Source organism: Arthrobacter sp. CJL-S3 (assembly GCF_056711635.1).
Map to the genome: position 1 here is coordinate 321,982 of NZ_CM160046.1, position 17,442 is coordinate 339,423.

Genomic DNA, 17,442 nt, shown 5'->3' on the forward strand with positions numbered 1-17,442 from the left:
CAGGAGACCCGAATGACCGCCGAAACCGCCAAGAAGCCATCCGTACTGTTCGTCTGCGTCCACAATGCCGGCCGGTCCCAGATGGCCGCCGCGTTCCTCACCACCCTGTCCCGGGGCGCCATCGAGGTCCGCTCCGCCGGCTCCCAGCCCGCCGAGAAGGTCAACCCGGCCGCCGTCGAGGCCATGGCAGAAATCGGCATCGACATGTCCGCCGAGATTCCCAAGGTCCTCACCACCGAGGCCGTCAAGGAGTCCGACGTCGTCATCACCATGGGCTGCGGCGATACCTGTCCGATTTTCCCGGGCAAGCGCTACGAGGACTGGGAACTTGAGGACCCGGCCGGCCAGGGCGTCGAGTCCGTCCGCCCGATCCGCGACGACATCAAGACCCGCATCGAGGCCCTGATCGCGTCCCTGGGGGAGCTGTGATGACTGAACCACACGACCCCCGCTACGAATCCAGTCGCGGGCTGCAGGAGCCTACCGCGCTGCTGCACCGCATCAGCAGCCGGCTGACCGCCAAGTTCGCCGGCATCTTTGCCGCCGAAACCGTCGAACGCTACGTCTTCGAGACGTACACGGCCATGGCCCGGACCGCGAAGATCACTGCCCACCTTCCGGCCACCACTGAGCACTTTGCCAATGACCGCCTTACCGCGCTGGCGAAATCCAAGGGGGCTGTCGCCTCCGAGGTCCCTGAGGTGCTCTTTGTCTGCGTGCAGAACGCCGGCCGGTCGCAGATGGCCGCCGCGCTGTTGACCGTCGAGGCCAAGGGCAGGATCCGCGTCCGGTCCGCCGGCTCGCTGCCGGCGGCCGAACTGGATCCCGCGGTCGTCGCGGCGATGTCCGAAATGGGTCTGGACCTGACCAGGGATTACCCCAAGCCGCTCACGGACGATGTCGTGCGCGCCTCGGATGTGGTGATCACGATGGGCTGCGGCGATTCCTGCCCGATCTACCCGGGCAAACGCTACGAGGACTGGGAACTGGCGGACCCGGCCGGCCTGCCCGTCGCTGCCGTGCGGATCATCCGCGACGAGATCCACGACCGGGTCAAAGCGCTCGCAGCCTCACTGCTTAACAACCCCCACCCAGATAAGGAAGAAGCCAACGCATGACCGAGACCACGAGAACGCCCAGCGTCCTGTTCGTCTGCAGCAAGAATGGCGGAAAATCCCAGCTCGCCGCCGGGCTGATGAACAAGCTCGCTCACGGAACCGTCACGGTGCACTCCGCCGGGACCAAACCCGGCCAGTCGCTGAACCCCCAATCCGTGGATGCGCTGGCCGAACTCGGCATCGACATCACCGGCGAACACCCGAAACCAGTCACCGACGAAGTCCTGGACGCGGTCGACGTCGTGATCGTCCTGGGCACCGAGGCGAAGGTCCACGCCCCCGCGGGCAAGCGGCTTGAGGTCTGGGATACCGACGAGCCGTCCGAACGGGGCATCGAAGGCATGGAACGCATGCGGCTGGTCCGGGATGACATCGGGGCCAGGGTCCGAACGCTGCATGCGGAGCTCACCGGCAACTGACCGCAGGGCATGAAAATGGTGCCGAACCGGAGACGCCTCTCGGCGGTAGGCCGCTCTAGGCGGCTAGATGTTGAAGCCCGGGGGTTTCGCGGTTCGGCACCGCCTTTAGTTTTCTACGTGACCGGGGACAAGTCAACATTGACAGTCCGCGGGCGGCGTGCCTGCCGGGGTCCGGCGGCACGCGGGGGACCTCAGTCCAGTTCGCCCAAGCGCCAGGCGTTGGCGGCGTGCTCGAGGTCCTCGGCGGTTTTGACGAGGAGGTGCGAATTGCGCGTGAGCTTGCTCGCGTGGCTCTCGTTGCTGTGCTCGGCGCCGTCGGCCAGGGTGGCCTGGCCCAGCGCCACCACGCGGCAGAACGCGGCGGAACGTTCCAGCGCGACGTCGAACTCGCCGTCGAACGCTCCGGACAGGATGGCGTCCGCCATCGACTTCATCTCGTCCGCCCCGGGCGGCTCGGCGGCGCCGGCGACCACATGGGATACCTGCGCGGTGTCCTTGCCGGCCTTGAAGTAGACGGAGATCCGTTCCGGGTCCTGGATGGTGGCTGCGCGAATGGCGTACAGGCGCCAGAGGGCCCCCGGGAGCGAGCGTGCCGGGCTTTCGGCCCACATCTCGGCGATGGCTTCCAGGCCCTGTTCATCGGCGAGCTTCACGAGCCGTTTGGTCACTACGGGGTCGTCGCTGTCGCGTCCGCGGCGCACGAGGGCCTGGGCGGCGAGGTGGGCGGCCTCGGAGATGCGGGCAGGATCGGCCCCGCCCGCGAAGGGCTCAAAGTCAATCGGGGCGAAGGGCTTCGGCTTGTGGTGCCGGTGCGGTCCTGGGGCGCTGGATCCTGCTTGCTCGCTCATGCCACCACGCTACTCCAGTGCTGTCGGGGAATCGAGCGTGCGGACCGGCGGCGCCGGGCCTGTTCGGGGCCCTGGTCCCCGCGCACGACGGCGGCGTCCGCGCCGCGTGCGCAAAACAGGCCCCGGTCTGGGGTACAGTATTAACGTCCAGAAATGGACTGGGCTGATCAGCCCTTGAACAGCGGATTTATCCGTTGTTTCGGGGCCTCGGCTGGGGCCTTTAGCTCAGTTGGTAGAGCATCGGACTTTTAATCCGTGGGTCGTGGGTTCGATCCCCACAGGGCCCACCCGCGGAGCAGGCCAGAGGCATTTTGCCTCTGGCCTGCTTCTTTTTAAGCGCTTCCGGGGTCGAGAACCCCCTAGAAGACGCCGCTGCTGACGACAAGGCCGCCAAGGTGCCGGTATTTGTGCAGCCGCCTGGGCAGCAGTTCGGTCACGGGAGCCGACGAGAGGGTGGAGAGTTCGTACTCGATGGCCTGCCCGAGGCGCTGGCAGAACGCCTTGGCCTCGAGCGCGGCGTCGCTGCGTTCGTCCACGACGTGGTCAACGAGTCCGTTGGTGTAGAGCGACGCCACGTTGACGCCCTGGGCATCGGACATGGCGGGGGCAAAGTCGGTGCTCCGGTGAACGATGGCGCTGGCGCCTTCCGGCGGCAGCGGGGAGAGCCAGGCATGCTGGGCCGCGATGGTCCGGTCGGCCGGTAGGAGGGCGAGGGCGCCGCCGCCGGCTCCCTGGCCGAGCAGCACCGACACCGTGGGCGTTTGCAGCCCAATCAGGTCGTGCAGGGACCTGGCGATTTCACCAGCCAGCCCGCCTTCCTCGGCTTCCTTTGACAGGGCTGCTCCTCCGGTGTCGATGACGGTGAGCAGCGGCAGGCCGAGTTCCTCGGCGAGCCGCATCCCCCGCCGTGCCTCCCGGAGCGACGCCGGTCCCATGGCCGTCTGCCGGGAGGGCCGGGGCCTGGTGTGCCCGATGACCACGCAGGACTTCTGGCCGAAGCGGGCCAGTGCCAGCAGCAGGCCCGGATCCTTTTCCCCCTGGCCGGTGCCGTTGAGCGGGAGCACGTCGCGTGCGCCGTGGGCGAGCAGTTGGCGCAGGTCGGGGCGTTGCGGGTTCCGGGAGATCCCGATGGACTCCCAGGCGCTGGCACCGGACGGTTTCACCGCGAGGGTGCGCGGCGGGACGGCGTGGGCGTTCGGGCCGGTGACCAGGATGCTGAGCGCGCGGTCGACGACGTCGGACAGCTGCCCGGGCGGAACCACCGCGTCGATGAGCCCCTTGTCGAAGAGGTTTTCGGCCACCTGGACGTTCTCCGGAAACGGCGTGCCGTGGAGGGCCTCATAGACACGGGGCCCGAGGAAGCCCAGCAGGGCGCCGGGTTCGGCCACGGTGATGTGCCCGAGGGATCCCCACGACGCCATGACGCCGCCGGTGGTGGGGTGCCGTAGATAGACGAGGTACGGCAGCCCGGCCTGCCGGTGGGCGCGGACGGCCGCGGTGATCTTGACCATGGAGAGGAACGCCAGGGTCCCTTCCTGCATGCGGGTGCCCCCGGAAGCGGGACCCGCCAGCAGCGGGAGCCCTTCGGCCGTGGCCCGTTCGACGGCGCTGGCGATGCGTTCGGCCGCCGCCAGCCCGATGGAACCGGCGAGGAAGCGGAACTCGCTGACGATCACGGCAACACGGCGGCCGCGGATGAGGCCTTCCCCGGTCAGGACGGACTCGTCGAGGCCCGTCTTTTCGCGGGCGGCCGCCAGTTCCGCGCGGTACTCCGGACCCGGGTCAGGGTCCGCTACCGGAACATCCCAGCTCCGGTAGGAGCCGGGGTCCAACACGGCGGCGATGAGTTCGGTTGCGTCCAGGTGCCGGGCCTTCTGTTCGGCACGCACGGTCACTGGCCCTCCTGGTCCGGGGAGGCGCCCCGGGTGGGTGAAAGCCCGAGCCACTGCCGGATATTGTCCCCGTCCTGGTTCAGCAGGGGCGGTGCGAGGTGCGTTTTGAGTGTGGTTTCTGCGGTGTCGGCCGCGGTGAAGAACCGCAGCGGCGGGCCGGGAAGGCTCACGGTGCCCAGGATTTTGTGCTCGACGTCGATCACGAGCCCCTGGGAATGGACCTGTTCCCACTCGTAGACCTCGTCCAGGGTGCGGACTTTGCCGGCCGGGATGCCGGCGTCGTTGAGTTTGGCCAGCAGGGGTTCGGCCTCGAAATCGGAGAACGCCTGCTCGATCTCTTCGATGACCTTCTCGCGGTTGCGCACCCGGTCCGCATTGCTGGCGAATTCCGGCCGCGCGGCGTCGATTCCAAAGGTGGAGGCGAAGGTGTTCCAGAGCTTTTCGCTGCCCACACTGATTTGCACCCGGCCCTGCCGGCAGTGGAACAACCCGTAGGGGGCGATGGAGGGGTGGTGGTTTCCCTGGGCCCGGGGGACCTCACCGGCGACCGTGGCCCTGGTGCCCTGAAAGGCGTGGACCCCGATCAGCGCCGCCAGCAGGGACGTGCGGACGATCTGGCCCTGCCCGGTCCGCTCACGCTCGAGCAGTGCTGCCAGGGTTCCGAACGCCCCGTACATGCCGGACAGCAGGTCGGCGATGGGAACGCCCACCCGCTGGGGGTCGTCCGGGCCGGACCCGGTCAGCGACATCAGCCCGGCCTCGCCCTGCAGGATCTGGTCGTAGCCGCTGCGCCGGGATTCCGGGCCGTCGTGCCCGAAGCCGGTGATGGACAGCACGACCAGGGCCGGGTTCAGCGCGTGCATTTGCGCGGCGGAGAAGCCCAGCCGGTCCAGCACGCCGGGGCGGAAGTTCTCGATGACGACGTCGGCGCGTCCCAGCAGTTCGCGCAGGACGGTCCTCCCGTCATCGCTCTTCAAATCCAGGGCGATGGATTCCTTGTTGCGGTTGCAGGACAGGAAGTACGTGGCCTGCGGATCGTCCTCGGGCCCGACGAACGGCGGCCCCCAGCCGCGGGTATCGTCCCCCGTGCCGGGATTCTCGACCTTGATCACGCGGGCGCCGAGGTCGGCCAGCATCATGCCGGCGTGCGGCCCGGCGAGGGCGCGGCTCAGGTCCACGACAAGGTAGCCGGACAGGGGACCTTCGGTGCGGGAAGTTGGTTCAGTGCTCATAGTGGCAGTCCTCTGTTGTGCGGGGCAGGGCGGGCTGAAGGGTCGGCTACATCCAGCCCGGCACCACCATGACCAGCCAGGCGATGGCGGGTCCGACAGCGACGACGATCCCGCTGTAAGCCAGAATCTGCTTGTAGAACTTCTCCTTGTCCACGTCTTCGGGGGCGTTGGCGAGCACCAGGGCGCCGTTGGTGGAGAACGGGGACACATCGACGATCGTGGAGGCCACGGCCAGGGCGGCGATGACCCCGACGGCGCCGATATCGCCGGTGGCCAGGAACGGCACGGCCAGCGGGATCAGGGCCGCAAGGATGGCGGTGGAGGACGCGAAGGCGGACACCACGGCTCCGACGTAGCAGATCAGCAGGGCCGCCAACAGCGGCATGCCCAGTTGGGCCACGCCGTCGGACACGAACTTGATGGTGCCGGCTTCTTCCAGGACGCCCACGAAGGTGAGCATGCCGCAGATCAGCAGCACCGTGGACCAGCTGATCTTATTGACGGCACCCTTCTGGGCCGCCGGGGAAACGAGGGCCAGGATGATGGCGATGGTGATGGAGACGAAGCCGACGTCCACTTTGAAACCGAGGGAGATGACGGCCAGGGCGATCAGCCCCAAAATGGTGACCAGCTGCGGGACGGAAGCGCGGGAACCGTCGGCTGCCTGTGGTGCAGCCGGGGAGGAGCCGGTTGCCGATATCTCCCCGGAGCCGCCCGAGGTGCCCCTCGACGAAACGCTGGTCGCGGAAATGTCCGATCCGGAGCCCTGCAGCGTGACGCCGGCCACGCGGGCACCGATGCTGACGGACATGCGCTTTTCAGCGGCCTGCTCCACGAGGCGGCCGCCGGTGCTGGACAGCAGTTTGTTTCCGCCAAGGACGATGAACAGAACGAGGGCTATGGCGAGGTTGAAGATAAAGCTGGCCAGGAAGATCGCCATCGGGTTGGCGTCCAGCTCGGTCTTGGCGATGATGCCGTTGACGGTGACGCCGTAGACGGCGATGGGGGAGAACCCGCCTGCCTGCGCGCCGTGGATCACCATCATGCCCATCATGAGCGGGTTAATTTTGTGCTTGGCGGCGAAGCTCAGTGCGATGGGCGCGATGATGGCGACGGCGGCGGGGGAAAGTGCGCCGACCGCGGTTATCACCGCGGTGATGGCGAACATGACCCACGGGATGAGGGCCACCCTGCTGCCCACCATCCGCACCGCGCCGCGGACCAACAGGTCAATCGTGCCGTTGTTCTGGGCAATCGCGAACAGGTATGTCACGCCGACGATGGTGAGGAACAGGCCGCCGGGGAAGTTGGCGAGGATGTCGTTGGTGGACATCCCGAGGACGACCGAACCGAGCAGGAAGGCCCCCACGAAGGCGAGGGCGCCCATGTTGAGGGGGAGCACCGTGGCCAGGAGGAACATCACCGCCAGGATGATGATGGACAGGACGGGAGCGGACATCTTTGTTCCTCCGGATAGAAGTCGTTGTGAAGTGGATCACTGGCCTAGCCTCCTAGACACTAGGTGTCCTTGTCAATAGTTCTCCGGTAGTCTAGGAGTCAAGCCCTTGCCGAAAGGAAGCCCATGGCGAAGATGCCAGCACCGCACCAAATTTCCAGGGTTTCGCGCCCGCGGCTCTATGAGCAGCTGGTGGAACAGATCATGGACTACATCGAGGCTGCGCAGATGGGTCCCGGCGATACCCTGCCCCCTGAGCGTGAACTGGCCGAGCGGCTCGGCGTTTCGCGGGCAACGCTGGCCCAGGCCCTCGTGGCACTGGAAGTGCTCGGCGTGATCGACGTCCAGCACGGCACGGGCGCGGTGCTGGTGTACCGTCCGAATGTTCCGTCTGTGATCAAGGGCCTGCGTGAGCACCGAAGCCGGCTGCCGGAGATCGTTGAGGCCCGGAGCACGCTCGAGGTGAAGCTTGCCGAGCTTGCCGCCGCGAGGCGGAGCAAGGACGACATGAAGGCCATCGACCAGGCGCTCGATGCGATGGCGGAAGAGGTGGCCTCCGGCGCCAAGGGTGCGCGGGGCGACGAGCTCTTTCACCAGGCCGTGACCGCCGCGGCGCACTCGGCCGTGCTGGCCCAGCTGATGAGCTTCATTGCGGGCATGATCCTGGAGACGCGCCTCGAATCACTCGGGCAGCCAGGCCGTCCGGAGCAGTCGCTGGCCTCGCACCGCAAGATCGCCGACGCGATCCGCGCCCAGGATTCCGCGGCTGCCGCTGCGGCAATGCTGGAGCACATCGATCTGGTTTCCGACGTCGCCCTTTTGAAGAACGGCTGAATCCGGCACGGTGCTGCTCGCTGCTACGGCCGCGGCCGTCGCACAGGCTCAGCTGGGGGACGAGGAGGCGGTGTTCGCCGTCTCCGACGCCGCTGCTGCCGTCTCGGCATACGTCGCCGAGACCCGGCGGTACACAGGGGTCAGGAAGGCCAGCAGCGCGGCGGCGATCATGATGATCCCGGCGATCAGGAACACCAGGGCGATGCCGCGGGAGGTCCCCTCGCCCAGCAGCGGGGCCAGCTGGGCGGCGCCCTCGGCGGACCGCGCGTACGGAATGATCCAGATCTGGGCGATCGGCGCGACGAGGAACGCGGTGATCGGCGCTGCCGCGGACTCGAAGGCCATGGCGAACCCGAACACCCGGCCCTGCCGCTGCAGAGGCACCACCAGCTGGATGATCGTCTGCTCGGCGGCCTCCACGAAGGGCACCAGGACCAGATACAGCCAGATCCCGGCGATGTACAGCCATCCCCACTCCCGCACTGTGAACACCGCGCCGAGGACCCCCATCATGATCACCGCCAGGAGCATGGTGCGCAGCGGGTTGGACCCGAGTCCGAACTTGCCGATCAGCGCGCCGCCCACGATGAACCCGGTGGCGCCGAGCGCGAAGTAGGTTCCCCACAGCTCCACGGGGAACAGCTCCAGACCGTAGGGGTCCATCAGCGCCAGGTAGACGCCGCCGATGAAGTTGTTGAACGTGGAGAAGAGGATCAGTGCGAACAGTCCGGAAATGGCCATGACGGCTGCGAGGGAGCCGCGCAGGTCGAAGCCGCCGTGCGCGTCCGTGGCGGCCGCGCGCACCTCCTCGGGCATGCGCAGCGTGAGCAGGTGCGCGAACGCCAGCGCCGTGAGCACGATGGCCACGGCGATCGTCCAGCCCATCCCCAGCAGCCCGACCGACAGCCCCGAGAGCACCGAGGTGACGATGAACATCAGTCCCTGCACCATGCCCACCAGCCCGTTGGCGTTCGCGCGCCGGTCCGGTTCGATAAGGATGGTGACCGTGGTGGAGAGAGCGATGTTGCGCATGTTTTCCACCACCGCGCCGACCAGGATGATCAGGGTGAAGACCCAGAACCACGGCTGTGTCAGGTCCAGCAGTGCGGCGGGGGGTGTCAGCAGGAACATAACCCCGGACAACACGAACATCACCAGGGTGAAGCCGGCGGCGAAGCGCATCACCGCCAGCTTGCGGTAGCGGTCCACGAACGTGCCGAAGCTGATGCTGGAAACGGCGATCAGCAGCATGTACGCGCCGCCGATAACGCCTGTGGCGATCACATTGCGCGTCTGCAGGTACACCCAGAACGTCAGGGCGAACCACAGGTAGCTGGTCGTGATGTTGGCCAAGGCGGTGTTCACCAGGATCCCGGCGAAGGTGCGGAACCGCTGCGCCGGACTCCGCAGGGACGTGTCGATGGAATCGACCCTGGGCAGGGCCGGGTCCTGCTCGGTCATGCGTCCCAGTTTACTGAGAACTGACCGGAGCGGACATGGGGTCGCGGCATGAAGAGGCCGCGGATCGGGTCCGGTCCCGGGGTTCATTCGCCGCCCGGCCAGACGGAGAACACACGATGGACTAGTTATCAGTTCCGCTAGGATTGCCGGATGAACGCGCACAGCCCCTCCGGTTCCGGGTACTGGTACGGACCCGACGACAGGCTCGACCCGCCCGGCGCCGTCCTGCAGGCGCTTCGCGAATACCGCAACGCGGAGGTCGCCCGGCGGCGCTCCACGCGGGATTCCATGGGGATGGGCGAGACGGACCTGCTGGCGCTGAGGTACCTGCTCCGCGCCCAGGCCGGGGGCGAGCGGGTGGGGCCGAAGGACCTCAGCCGCGTCCTGGGCATCACCACAGCCTCCACCACCTCCCTGATCGACCGCCTCGTCGGCAGCGGGCATGTCCGGCGCGAGCCCCACCCCACGGACCGGCGCTCGCTGGTGATCGTTCCGACGGCGGCCACGGATGCGGAGGTGCGGGCCACGCTGGGGGACATGCACCGCCGGATGATGGCCGTCGCGGAGGAGCTGAGCGCGGAGGAGGCGCGGACCGTGGTCAGTTTCCTGCGGCGGATGAGTGCAGCCGTCGCGGAGCCCCCGCACCACGCCACGGGCTAGCGCCTGAAAACTCGCTAGCCTGACTAGTTATATGTATGCTTACTAACTATGTCTGATATGTGCTTTTCCGGCGGCGCCGTGACTGAACTGGCCCCCGCCTCCGTGCCTTCCCTGCAGTCCCTGGCCGCGCCGGTGCACTGCGGGATGCCAATGGAGTGGAAGACGCCTGCGTCGGCCAGTATGTCCGTGTACTCCTTCGCGCCGGCGGATGCCGCGGCCGAGCTGCCGCCGCTCTGGCGCTGCGGCTGCGGCTTTCAGCTGGACGGAATCATCCGCCCGTCCGGGATCCTGTCCGGGCTCAGCCGGTGACCCCGACTTCCGCGGCCGGACAGCTCAGCTGGCCGGGGTCCCCGCACCGCTGAACCCGACCACCGCCCGGTTGCGCCCTTCGGCCTTGGCGTCGTACAGGGCCCGGTCGGCTTCCCGGAGGAGGCGCTGCAGCCCCGCCGTCCGGTCACGAGTGCCCACGACGCCGAAGCTCGCCGTCGGCCTGTCCACGCCGGCGGGCAGGGACGGGTGTTCGGCCAGGGAGGCATTGATCCGGCCCGCGATCCGGACGCCCTCGTCGGCGTCGACGCCGTCGAGCAGCAGCGCGAATTCCTCCCCGCCGTAGCGGCCCACCAGGTCCGCGTCCCGCACGGCGGAACGGCAGGCGTCGGCGAAAGCCCGGATGACGCCGTCGCCCGCGTCATGCCCGAATCGGTCATTGATGGCTTTGAAGCGGTCCAGGTCCGCCATCACAATCACGGTGTCGACGCCGGCCGCGAAGTTGGCCCGGAGCCTGCGCTGGGCCTGGTGCATGAACTCCCCGCGGTTCAGCAGCCCGGTCAGCCCGTCACGGTAGGCCAGCTCCCGCAGGTCCTCGGTCCGGCGGGCGTAGTTCAGCGAGGTGATGCTGGACGAGACAACCACCAGCAGGACCATGGCCATCAGCAGCGTTACCCCGGTGCCGAACAGCACCTGGAACAGCGGATCCTCCGGACCCAGCACCGCCAGTCCCACCATCCGGCTCAGGTAATACCCGGCGCAGACAGCCGTTGCGACGGCGAGGGACCGGACCAGGTGCCAGGAATCCGCGCGCTCACGCCACAGCTCCACGGACGCGAGGCCGATCGCGGCCCCCATCAGTGCCAGGAGGGCAATGCTGCCGAACCGCGCCATGTCTGAGTAGCGGACGGCGGCGTCGATGGCGTAGGCGGCCGTGGCCGGGACCCCCAGCAGCCAGGGCCGGACCCGCCGCCGGCCAGCGAGCGGGTCCCGGCCCAGACGCAGCCGGAGCCCAGCACCATCACACCGTTGCCCACGCTGGTAGCCCAGGTCACGTCCCGGGCCTCGCCCATGAAGTAGAACGCGGCGGCCAGGAAGAACGAGGCGACAGCACCGCACCACCAGCCGGCAAAGGGAGCCCGGCTCTGGCGGTAGGTGTCGAAGTAGAAAAGGACCAGCATCGTCAGCGTCATCACAGCGAAGACCACCATGAGCGTTGACCGGTCGAGAAGCACCATAACTTGAAGATTCCCTGCTGCCGGAGCGGCCCTCCCCGTGGACCGACGGCGTAGTTCCCCGCCGGATCAGGCCCCGGCCGGGACAAGTCTCTCAGAACGCCGCCCCCGCCGCCCGCAGCGGCGCGACATCGGGGCGGCGCCGGGGTCCCCCAGCGGGCGCCCGGGGTGCAAGATGGTCCCATGGATGCCGTCGACGCCCTCAACGAGATTGCCTTCTGGCTCGAACGCGAGCTCGCCCCGACCTTCAAGATCCAGGCGTTCCGCAAGGCCGCCGGAATCATCGCCGGCCTGGGGCCGGAGGAACTGGCGGCCCGGGCCGCGGACGGCCGGCTCAGGAGGACCAAGGGGATCGGCGACCGCACGTACCAGGTCATCAGGGAGGCGCTCGACGGCGGCGTCCCGGAGTACCTGGACGGACTGCGAAACCGGGGAGCCAGGCCGCTGGTGCCGGGAGGACACGAGCTGCTGGCCTCGCTGCGCGGCGACCTGCACAGCCACAGCGACTGGTCCGACGGCGGATCTCCGATCCAGGCCATGGTGGACGCGGCCAGGCTGCTGGGCCGCGAGTACCTCGCACTGACCGACCACTCGCCCAACCTCAAGATCGCCAACGGGCTGAGCGCCGAGCGGCTGGCCGAGCAGCTCGGCGCCGTCGCGGAGATCAATGACCGCACCGACGGCGGGTTCCGGCTCCTGCGGGGCATTGAGGCCGACATCCTTGAGGACGGCAGCCTGGACCAGACACCGGAGATGCTGGACCGGCTGGATATCGTGGTCGCGAGCGTGCACTCGAAGCTTCGCGCGGACAAACGCACCATGACCCGGCGGATGCTCGGCGCGATCGCGGACCCGCACATGAACGTGCTGGGCCACTGCACGGGCCGGCTCATCCAGGGCGGACGCGGAACCCGTCCGGCGTCGGAGTTCGACGCCCGCGAGGTCTTCGCCGCCTGCGCGGAGCACAACGTCGCCGTCGAAATCAACGCCCGGCCCGAACGCCAGGACCCGCCGGGCGCCCTCATCGAGGTCGCGCTCGACGCCGACTGCCTGTTCAGCATCGACAGCGACGCCCACGCCCCGGGACAGCTCGATTTCCTGCAGTACGGCGCCGAGCGCGCGGAACGCAACGGCGTGCCGGCGGAGCGGATCATCACCAGCTGGCCCCTGGAGCGCCTGCTGGCATGGGCGGCGAAGCGCTGACCTCATCCGGGGGACATGCCCTCCGTGTTCGGGGAGGGGTGGACATGGTGCCCTTATGTCCAGCGTGCGGCGCGCGGACTGGGCATGTCCCGCGGCCCGTCCGGATGCGCGCGGGGGACATGCCCTCCGTGTTCGGGGAGGGGTGGACATGGTGCCCCTATGTCCAGTGTGCGGCGCGGGGACTGGGCATGTCCCGCGGCGCGGACCCAGTCCACCCCTGGCCGCGAGCCTTAACCGCAAACGGCCGGAACGCACCGAGGGTGCGTCCCGGCCTCGGCGGCCGCGACCTAGTCGGCGCGGATGATGCGGCTGGCGTGGTCATAGCGGAAGGTGATCTGCCCGCCGTCGTGCGTGATGTTGACGTTCCCGCCGCCGGGCGCGCCTCCGGCGCCGTAGTTCTCCGTCCACGAGCGGTTGAGGGCCGCCTTGAACCCGTAGCTGCCGGCCGGAAGGGTGGTGGTCAGCTTCCAGACCAGGTCCCTGGGATCCAGCGTCAGCTGCGCCAGGTCACAGTCCGGCATCCAGTCACCCGTGCAGCCGAGTTCCGAGTTCATGTCGCCCGCTGCCGCCACAGCCCCCGGCTGCTGGGAGGCGTAGCCGGCGCTGAGCAGGTGCGTGCTGTTGTCATAGCGGAAGGTGACCGGGCCGCCGGGATGGTTCAGCGTGATGTTGTTGCCGTTCAGCGCTCCGCCGGCACCGTAGTTCTCGGTCCACGATCCGTTGAGGGCGGCTTTGAACTCGTAGCTGCCGGCGGGCAGGTCCGCGGTCAGCCGCCAGATCCTGTCTGCCGGATCCAGGGTCATGAACGCGCTCTCACAGTCGGGCAGCCAGTCACCCGGGCAGTCCATTTCCGAGTTCAGGCTGCCGGCGACGGTGACCGAAGCCGGCTGCGGAAGCTCCCCGGCCACGACCGTGCGGGTCTCGCTGACCACCTCGTCTGCGCCCGGGACGCTCATCAGCGCCCGGTAGCGGAGCTGGGTGCCGTCCGGCACGGCGAGTGCGCCCAGATCGTCGACGACGGTGTAGGCGGGGGACGTGCTGTCCTCACCGATGTTCGACCATTCGCCGCCGCTGATGCTGCGCTCGAAGCGGACGACGTAGTCTGCCTTTTCCGGGCCGGCGACCGCACTGACCTCCACCTTGCCCTGGACGCTGCTGCCCTCTTTGGGGGACACCAGGCTCAGGACCGGGGCGGGGACGGCACCCGTGCGGGACTGGCTCACGGAAGTGTGTCCGCCGTTGTCGAGCACCACCGCCCGGTACTCCAGGGCGGTTCCGGCGTTCAGTCCGGCGACGTCGTGGAAGACCTGGTACGGGGCGGTGTCATCGGTGCCGATGGACGCCCAGGCGCCGCCGGCGGTGCGTGCCTGGAACGTCACCTCGTAGAACGAACTGCCGCCGACGTCGGCTCCAATCCGCAGGCGGCCGTTGTCCCCGGCGGCCGGTGCCGGGTCCTGGAGGGCGACGGCGGGGGCTGCTTTGGAGCGCGGGATGCGGCCGGAGGATTCGTATACGACGGCGGAGAGCGGCGGCACCGTCACGGTGAGGTTGCCGCCCGCGTCGGTCCTGGATTCCGCTGCGGCATCCCCGTAGATCCGGCTGAACGTCCGCTTGCCGACATAGGTCGGCACGGCGGCTGTCTGGGGCTGTTCGCTGTTGTTGACCGACACCACGTACTCGCGCTGGTCCCGGGCGTCGATCCTGGAGAAGGCGTAAATGCCGGACTTGTCGGAGGCGTAGCGGTTTTGGTGGGCGCCGTTCCGCAGTGCCGGGTGCTCCGCCGTCAGCGCGGCGAGGGCGCTGATGCCGGCATACAGGGGATGGGCCGGGTCGAAGTTGTTCGCCGCGTGGGTGGCGTCGGTGCCGAGCAGATCGTCGTCGAGATAGTCCGCAACCCGGCTCGCGAAGAGCGTCTGGCGCGCATCCTGGTCCCCGCCCGGGCCGGTGAATCCCTGTTCGTCGCCGTAGTAGATGACGGGGTTGCCGCGGGAGAAGTACATCAGCTCATGGGCGAGCCGGTCACGGGCGACGCGTTCGGCGTCGTCCGCCTGGGGGTTGTCCGCGGTGATGAAGCTGCCGATCCGGCCCATGTCGTGGTTCCCGAGGAAGGTGGGCAGCTGGTAGACGTTGGAGTCCGCGTCGGTGTACCAGTCGTCCCCGGCGAAGAAAGTCTCCAGGCCCCCCGCGGCCTGGCCCCGGGAGGCGAAGTTGCGGGCGGCGTCCTGGAACGGGAAATCCAGCACGGCCTGCATCTTGTTGCGGGTCGTGAACTGCGAGGTGAAGCTCTTGGACGTGTCGAAGACCTCGCCGAACATAAAGAACTCGTCCTTGCCGTGGGCCCTGGCGTAGTCGAGGACTTCCGGGCCGAACTTCTGCCAGAACTCGTCGTTGACGTGCTTCATCGTGTCGATCCGGAAGCCGTCCACACCGAAATCCCGGATCCAGTCCTTGTAGATCTCGCTCATGCCGTCGACCACGGTCGGGTGCTCGGTGAACAGGTCATCGAGGCCGAAGAAGTCCCCGTAGAAGGAGTTCTCGCCTTCAAAGGTGGTGTCGCCGCGGTTGTGATAGAGCGTCGGGTCGTTGAGCCATTCCGGGACCTTGAGTGTCTCTTCCCCGGGCGCCAGTACCGGCTCGTAAGGGAAGGACGTCGCCTCGTCCAGGGCCGGGAAGTCGTCCGTGCCGGCGTAGTCGCGGTCGTCGAAGGGGACTCCGGCGGCGGTCAGGTAGGGGTCGGCGTCCTTGGAGACGTAGGCGGCGCGGTCCTTGGCCTCGCCGTCATCCATGTAGCCGATGACGTCCGCGGTGTGGTTGGTGATGATGTCGAAATAGACCTTCATACCGCGGGAGTGGGCCTCGTCGATGAGCGCCTTCAGCTCCTCGTTGGTGCCAAGGTGCGGATCGATCTGGGTGAAGTCGGTGATCCAGTAGCCGTGGTAGCCGGCCGACTTGTCCTCCGGCTGGACCGCCTTGTTCTTGAAACTCGGGGTCAGCCAGATCGACGTGGTTCCGAGGCCCTGGATGTAGTCGATCTTCTCCCGCAGGCCTTTGAGGTCCCCGCCGTTGTAGAAGCCCTTGCTGGTCGGGTCGAAGCCGGAGACCATCGGGTCCGGGCCGAGGCCGCCGTCGTCGTTGGCGGTGCTGCCGTTGTTGAAGCGGTCCGCCATCACGAAATAGAAGCGCTCGTCCGTCACCGGGCCGCGCAGTGAGTGGATGCCCGAAGCGCCGTCAGGGTCCGGCGCGGCCTGGGCTGCCGGTATCGGGGCGACGACGGCGGCTGCCGCGGTCACGAGCGCCGCCGTCATGACGGCCCCGCTGCGGAGGAATACGGTATGCCACGCCCGGTGGCTGGGCGCGGGCGTTGTGCCCGTGCTGGTACTGCGGATGAACACGATGGAGACCTTCCGGTAAGCGGCGTTGCCTCTGCGAAGGGCGATACGGAGAGAGACTCCTGAGAGCCAAGTCACAACTGTAAGCGCTTGCATGGAGGTTATTCCAGCGAATGGTCAGAAATTTTTCGGGCCTGGACCGCGGGACATGCCCTCCGGGTGCGGGGACGAGCGGACATGGTGCCCCTATGTCCGGTGTGCGGCGCGGGGACTGGGCATGTCCCGCGGCCGGCGTTGCTGCGCGGGCCCGTCCGGGCGCGCCCAGGGGGGACATGTCCTCCGGGTGCGGGGAGGGCTGGACAGAGTGCCCTTATGCCCGGCGTTCGGTGCGGGGACTGGGCATGTCCCGTGCGGGGACCAGCGCCGTGGGCGAAGCCAGGTCGACCCGGCCCACGGCTTCGCCGGGGAGCCCGGTCTCCGGATCCAGCCGGTACGTCACCACGTCCCCGGAGCGTTCGTGCGCCACGTGCAGCCAGCCGTTGCGGACCAGATGATGCCGCGGCCAGTCGCCGCCGCTGGGAATATCGGCCACGGGCCCGACGATGCCGCCGCCCGCGTCCACCGCCAGCACGCCGATCCGGTTGGAGCCGCGGACCCCGACGTAGGCGTGCCTCCCGTCGGCGGCGAGGGCAATCTCGGCGGCGGAGTCACCGGCAAGGGCACCCGCCGCGGTCGCCGGGACCACTCCGGCCAGGCTGAACGTCCCGGACCCGGCGGACCGCTGCACCACGGCGACCTCAACCGAATACTCCGTCACCACCAGCACGCTGCCGCCGGGATGCTGGACCAGATGCCGCGGGCCGCTGTCCCGGGGAAGGGCCAGTTCGTGGTCCAGCCGCAGCCCCTGGCCGGGCACGTAGTTCCAGACCCGCAGGAGGTCGTGCCCGAGGTCGGTGGTCATCACCCGGCCGTCGTCGAGCATCAGGCTGGCGTGGGCGCGGCTGGGCCGTCCGGCCGGCGTCGAGGCGGCCGCCGCGAACCGTGCCGAGATGCCGCCGTCGTCGTCCAGCTCGTACAGCAGGACCTGGCCGTCGCCCCAGCAGGCCACCACGAGGAAGCGGCCCTGCGGGTCGACGGCGACATGGCAGGCGGCGTCTCCGGCCGGCCAGTGAGGGCCGGCGGGTTCCAGGCCGAAGTCGCCGGACCGGCGGTACGCCGTGACGGTCCGGGCCGCCTCGCCCACGGCATAGACCACGTCAAGGGCGGGGTGTACGGCGAGGAACGACGGCGAGTGCGCCGCAGCGGCGACCCCCAGCCGGCGCAGCGTCCCGTCAGCGCCGGCCCGCAGCGCCCCGATTCCGGTCCCGCGGCCGCCGCCATCCGCGGTGTAGCAGCCGGTCCAGAGCAGCTCATGCGCGGGGACGGCGCCCGGCGGGACGTGAAGGGAGGACGCGTCGGCGGTTCGTGGGGTGGCCATGGTGCCATCCT

16 protein-coding genes and 1 tRNA gene are annotated in these 17,442 nt (G+C 68.6%); 8 read left to right on the forward strand and 9 right to left on the reverse strand.

What is annotated here, in order from left to right; translation table 11 throughout:
• Window positions 1-12: 12 nt before the first annotated feature.
• From AC06G6_RS01510 to AC06G6_RS01520, 3 genes are read left to right on the forward strand one after another with little or no spacing between them, the layout of a single operon-like run.
• Window positions 13-429 carry an arsenate reductase ArsC gene (locus AC06G6_RS01510; protein ID WP_479825694.1) on the forward strand — a complete coding sequence of 139 codons (417 nt, stop codon included), beginning with the start codon at window positions 13-15 and terminating at the stop codon, window positions 427-429.
• Window positions 429-1,118: an arsenate reductase ArsC gene (locus AC06G6_RS01515; RefSeq protein ID WP_479825696.1), complete on the forward strand. Its 690-nt coding sequence runs from the start codon at window positions 429-431 to the stop codon at window positions 1,116-1,118. Before AC06G6_RS01510 ends, AC06G6_RS01515 begins: the two co-directional genes overlap by 1 nt.
• A complete protein-coding gene (locus tag AC06G6_RS01520) occupies window positions 1,115-1,537 on the forward strand; it encodes an arsenate-mycothiol transferase ArsC (RefSeq protein ID WP_479825698.1) in 423 nt (140 codons plus the stop codon). The genes AC06G6_RS01515 and AC06G6_RS01520 overlap by 4 nt, the downstream gene beginning before the upstream one ends.
• A 191-nt stretch (window positions 1,538-1,728) precedes the next feature.
• Here AC06G6_RS01520 and AC06G6_RS01525 read toward each other — a convergent pair whose 3' ends face one another.
• Window positions 1,729-2,385 (reverse strand): hypothetical protein, encoded by a 657-nt coding sequence (locus tag AC06G6_RS01525; RefSeq protein ID WP_307457915.1) that lies wholly within the window; start codon window positions 2,383-2,385, stop codon window positions 1,729-1,731.
• 214 nt (window positions 2,386-2,599) lie between these two features.
• Here AC06G6_RS01525 and AC06G6_RS01530 point away from each other — a divergent pair.
• Window positions 2,600-2,672, forward strand: a tRNA-Lys gene (locus AC06G6_RS01530).
• 72 nt (window positions 2,673-2,744) lie between these two features.
• Here the strand turns inward: AC06G6_RS01530 and AC06G6_RS01535 are convergent.
• Genes AC06G6_RS01535 through AC06G6_RS01545 form a run of 3 tightly spaced genes read right to left on the reverse strand, consistent with a single transcriptional unit; the run spans window position 2,745 to window position 6,968 of the window.
• Window positions 2,745-4,274 carry a carboxyl transferase domain-containing protein gene (locus AC06G6_RS01535; protein ID WP_479828813.1) on the reverse strand — a complete coding sequence of 510 codons (1,530 nt, stop codon included), beginning with the start codon at window positions 4,272-4,274 and terminating at the stop codon, window positions 2,745-2,747.
• A gap of 2 nt (window positions 4,275-4,276) precedes the next feature.
• Window positions 4,277-5,509: a CaiB/BaiF CoA transferase family protein gene (locus AC06G6_RS01540; protein WP_479825701.1), complete on the reverse strand. Its 1,233-nt coding sequence runs from the start codon at window positions 5,507-5,509 to the stop codon at window positions 4,277-4,279.
• A 46-nt stretch (window positions 5,510-5,555) separates the two neighbouring features.
• Window positions 5,556-6,968 (reverse strand): SLC13 family permease, encoded by a 1,413-nt coding sequence (locus AC06G6_RS01545; RefSeq protein ID WP_479825703.1) that lies wholly within the window; start codon window positions 6,966-6,968, stop codon window positions 5,556-5,558.
• Between the two features lie 123 nt (window positions 6,969-7,091).
• Between AC06G6_RS01545 and AC06G6_RS01550 the strand changes: the two genes are divergently transcribed.
• Complete coding sequence (locus AC06G6_RS01550) at window positions 7,092-7,799, forward strand: FadR/GntR family transcriptional regulator (protein ID WP_479825705.1); 708 nt, start codon at window positions 7,092-7,094, stop codon at window positions 7,797-7,799.
• Between the two features lie 48 nt (window positions 7,800-7,847).
• Here the strand turns inward: AC06G6_RS01550 and AC06G6_RS01555 are convergent, their stop codons facing one another.
• Window positions 7,848-9,260 (reverse strand): MFS transporter, encoded by a 1,413-nt coding sequence (locus tag AC06G6_RS01555; protein WP_479825707.1) that lies wholly within the window; start codon window positions 9,258-9,260, stop codon window positions 7,848-7,850.
• A gap of 150 nt (window positions 9,261-9,410) precedes the next feature.
• Between AC06G6_RS01555 and AC06G6_RS01560 the strand changes: the two genes are divergently transcribed.
• Both AC06G6_RS01560 and AC06G6_RS01565 read left to right on the forward strand, forming a co-directional pair.
• Window positions 9,411-9,920 (forward strand): MarR family winged helix-turn-helix transcriptional regulator, encoded by a 510-nt coding sequence (locus AC06G6_RS01560; protein WP_479825711.1) that lies wholly within the window; start codon window positions 9,411-9,413, stop codon window positions 9,918-9,920.
• Window positions 9,921-9,977: 57 nt separating this feature from the next.
• Window positions 9,978-10,229, forward strand: a complete 252-nt coding sequence (locus AC06G6_RS01565; RefSeq protein ID WP_479825713.1) for a hypothetical protein — start codon at window positions 9,978-9,980, stop codon at window positions 10,227-10,229.
• 24 nt (window positions 10,230-10,253) lie between these two features.
• Here the strand turns inward: AC06G6_RS01565 and AC06G6_RS01570 are convergent, their stop codons facing one another.
• A complete protein-coding gene (locus AC06G6_RS01570) occupies window positions 10,254-11,081 on the reverse strand; it encodes a GGDEF domain-containing protein (protein WP_479825715.1) in 828 nt (275 codons plus the stop codon).
• Complete coding sequence (locus tag AC06G6_RS01575) at window positions 11,045-11,425, reverse strand: hypothetical protein (protein ID WP_479825717.1); 381 nt, start codon at window positions 11,423-11,425, stop codon at window positions 11,045-11,047. The genes AC06G6_RS01570 and AC06G6_RS01575 overlap by 37 nt, the downstream gene beginning before the upstream one ends.
• 180 nt (window positions 11,426-11,605) lie before the next feature.
• Here AC06G6_RS01575 and AC06G6_RS01580 point away from each other — a divergent pair, with 180 nt between their 5' ends.
• Window positions 11,606-12,625: a PHP domain-containing protein gene (locus AC06G6_RS01580; RefSeq protein ID WP_479825719.1), complete on the forward strand. Its 1,020-nt coding sequence runs from the start codon at window positions 11,606-11,608 to the stop codon at window positions 12,623-12,625.
• A 287-nt stretch (window positions 12,626-12,912) separates the two neighbouring features.
• Here the strand turns inward: AC06G6_RS01580 and AC06G6_RS01585 are convergent, their stop codons facing one another.
• Window positions 12,913-15,930 (reverse strand): alpha-amylase family glycosyl hydrolase, encoded by a 3,018-nt coding sequence (locus AC06G6_RS01585; protein ID WP_479828815.1) that lies wholly within the window; start codon window positions 15,928-15,930, stop codon window positions 12,913-12,915.
• Window positions 15,931-16,324: 394 nt separating this feature from the next.
• The gene (locus AC06G6_RS01590) at window positions 16,325-17,431 is read right to left on the reverse strand and encodes a lactonase family protein (RefSeq protein WP_479825721.1); all 1,107 of its coding nucleotides are present in this window, start codon (window positions 17,429-17,431) and stop codon (window positions 16,325-16,327) included.
• Between the last annotated feature and the right edge of the window lie 11 nt (window positions 17,432-17,442).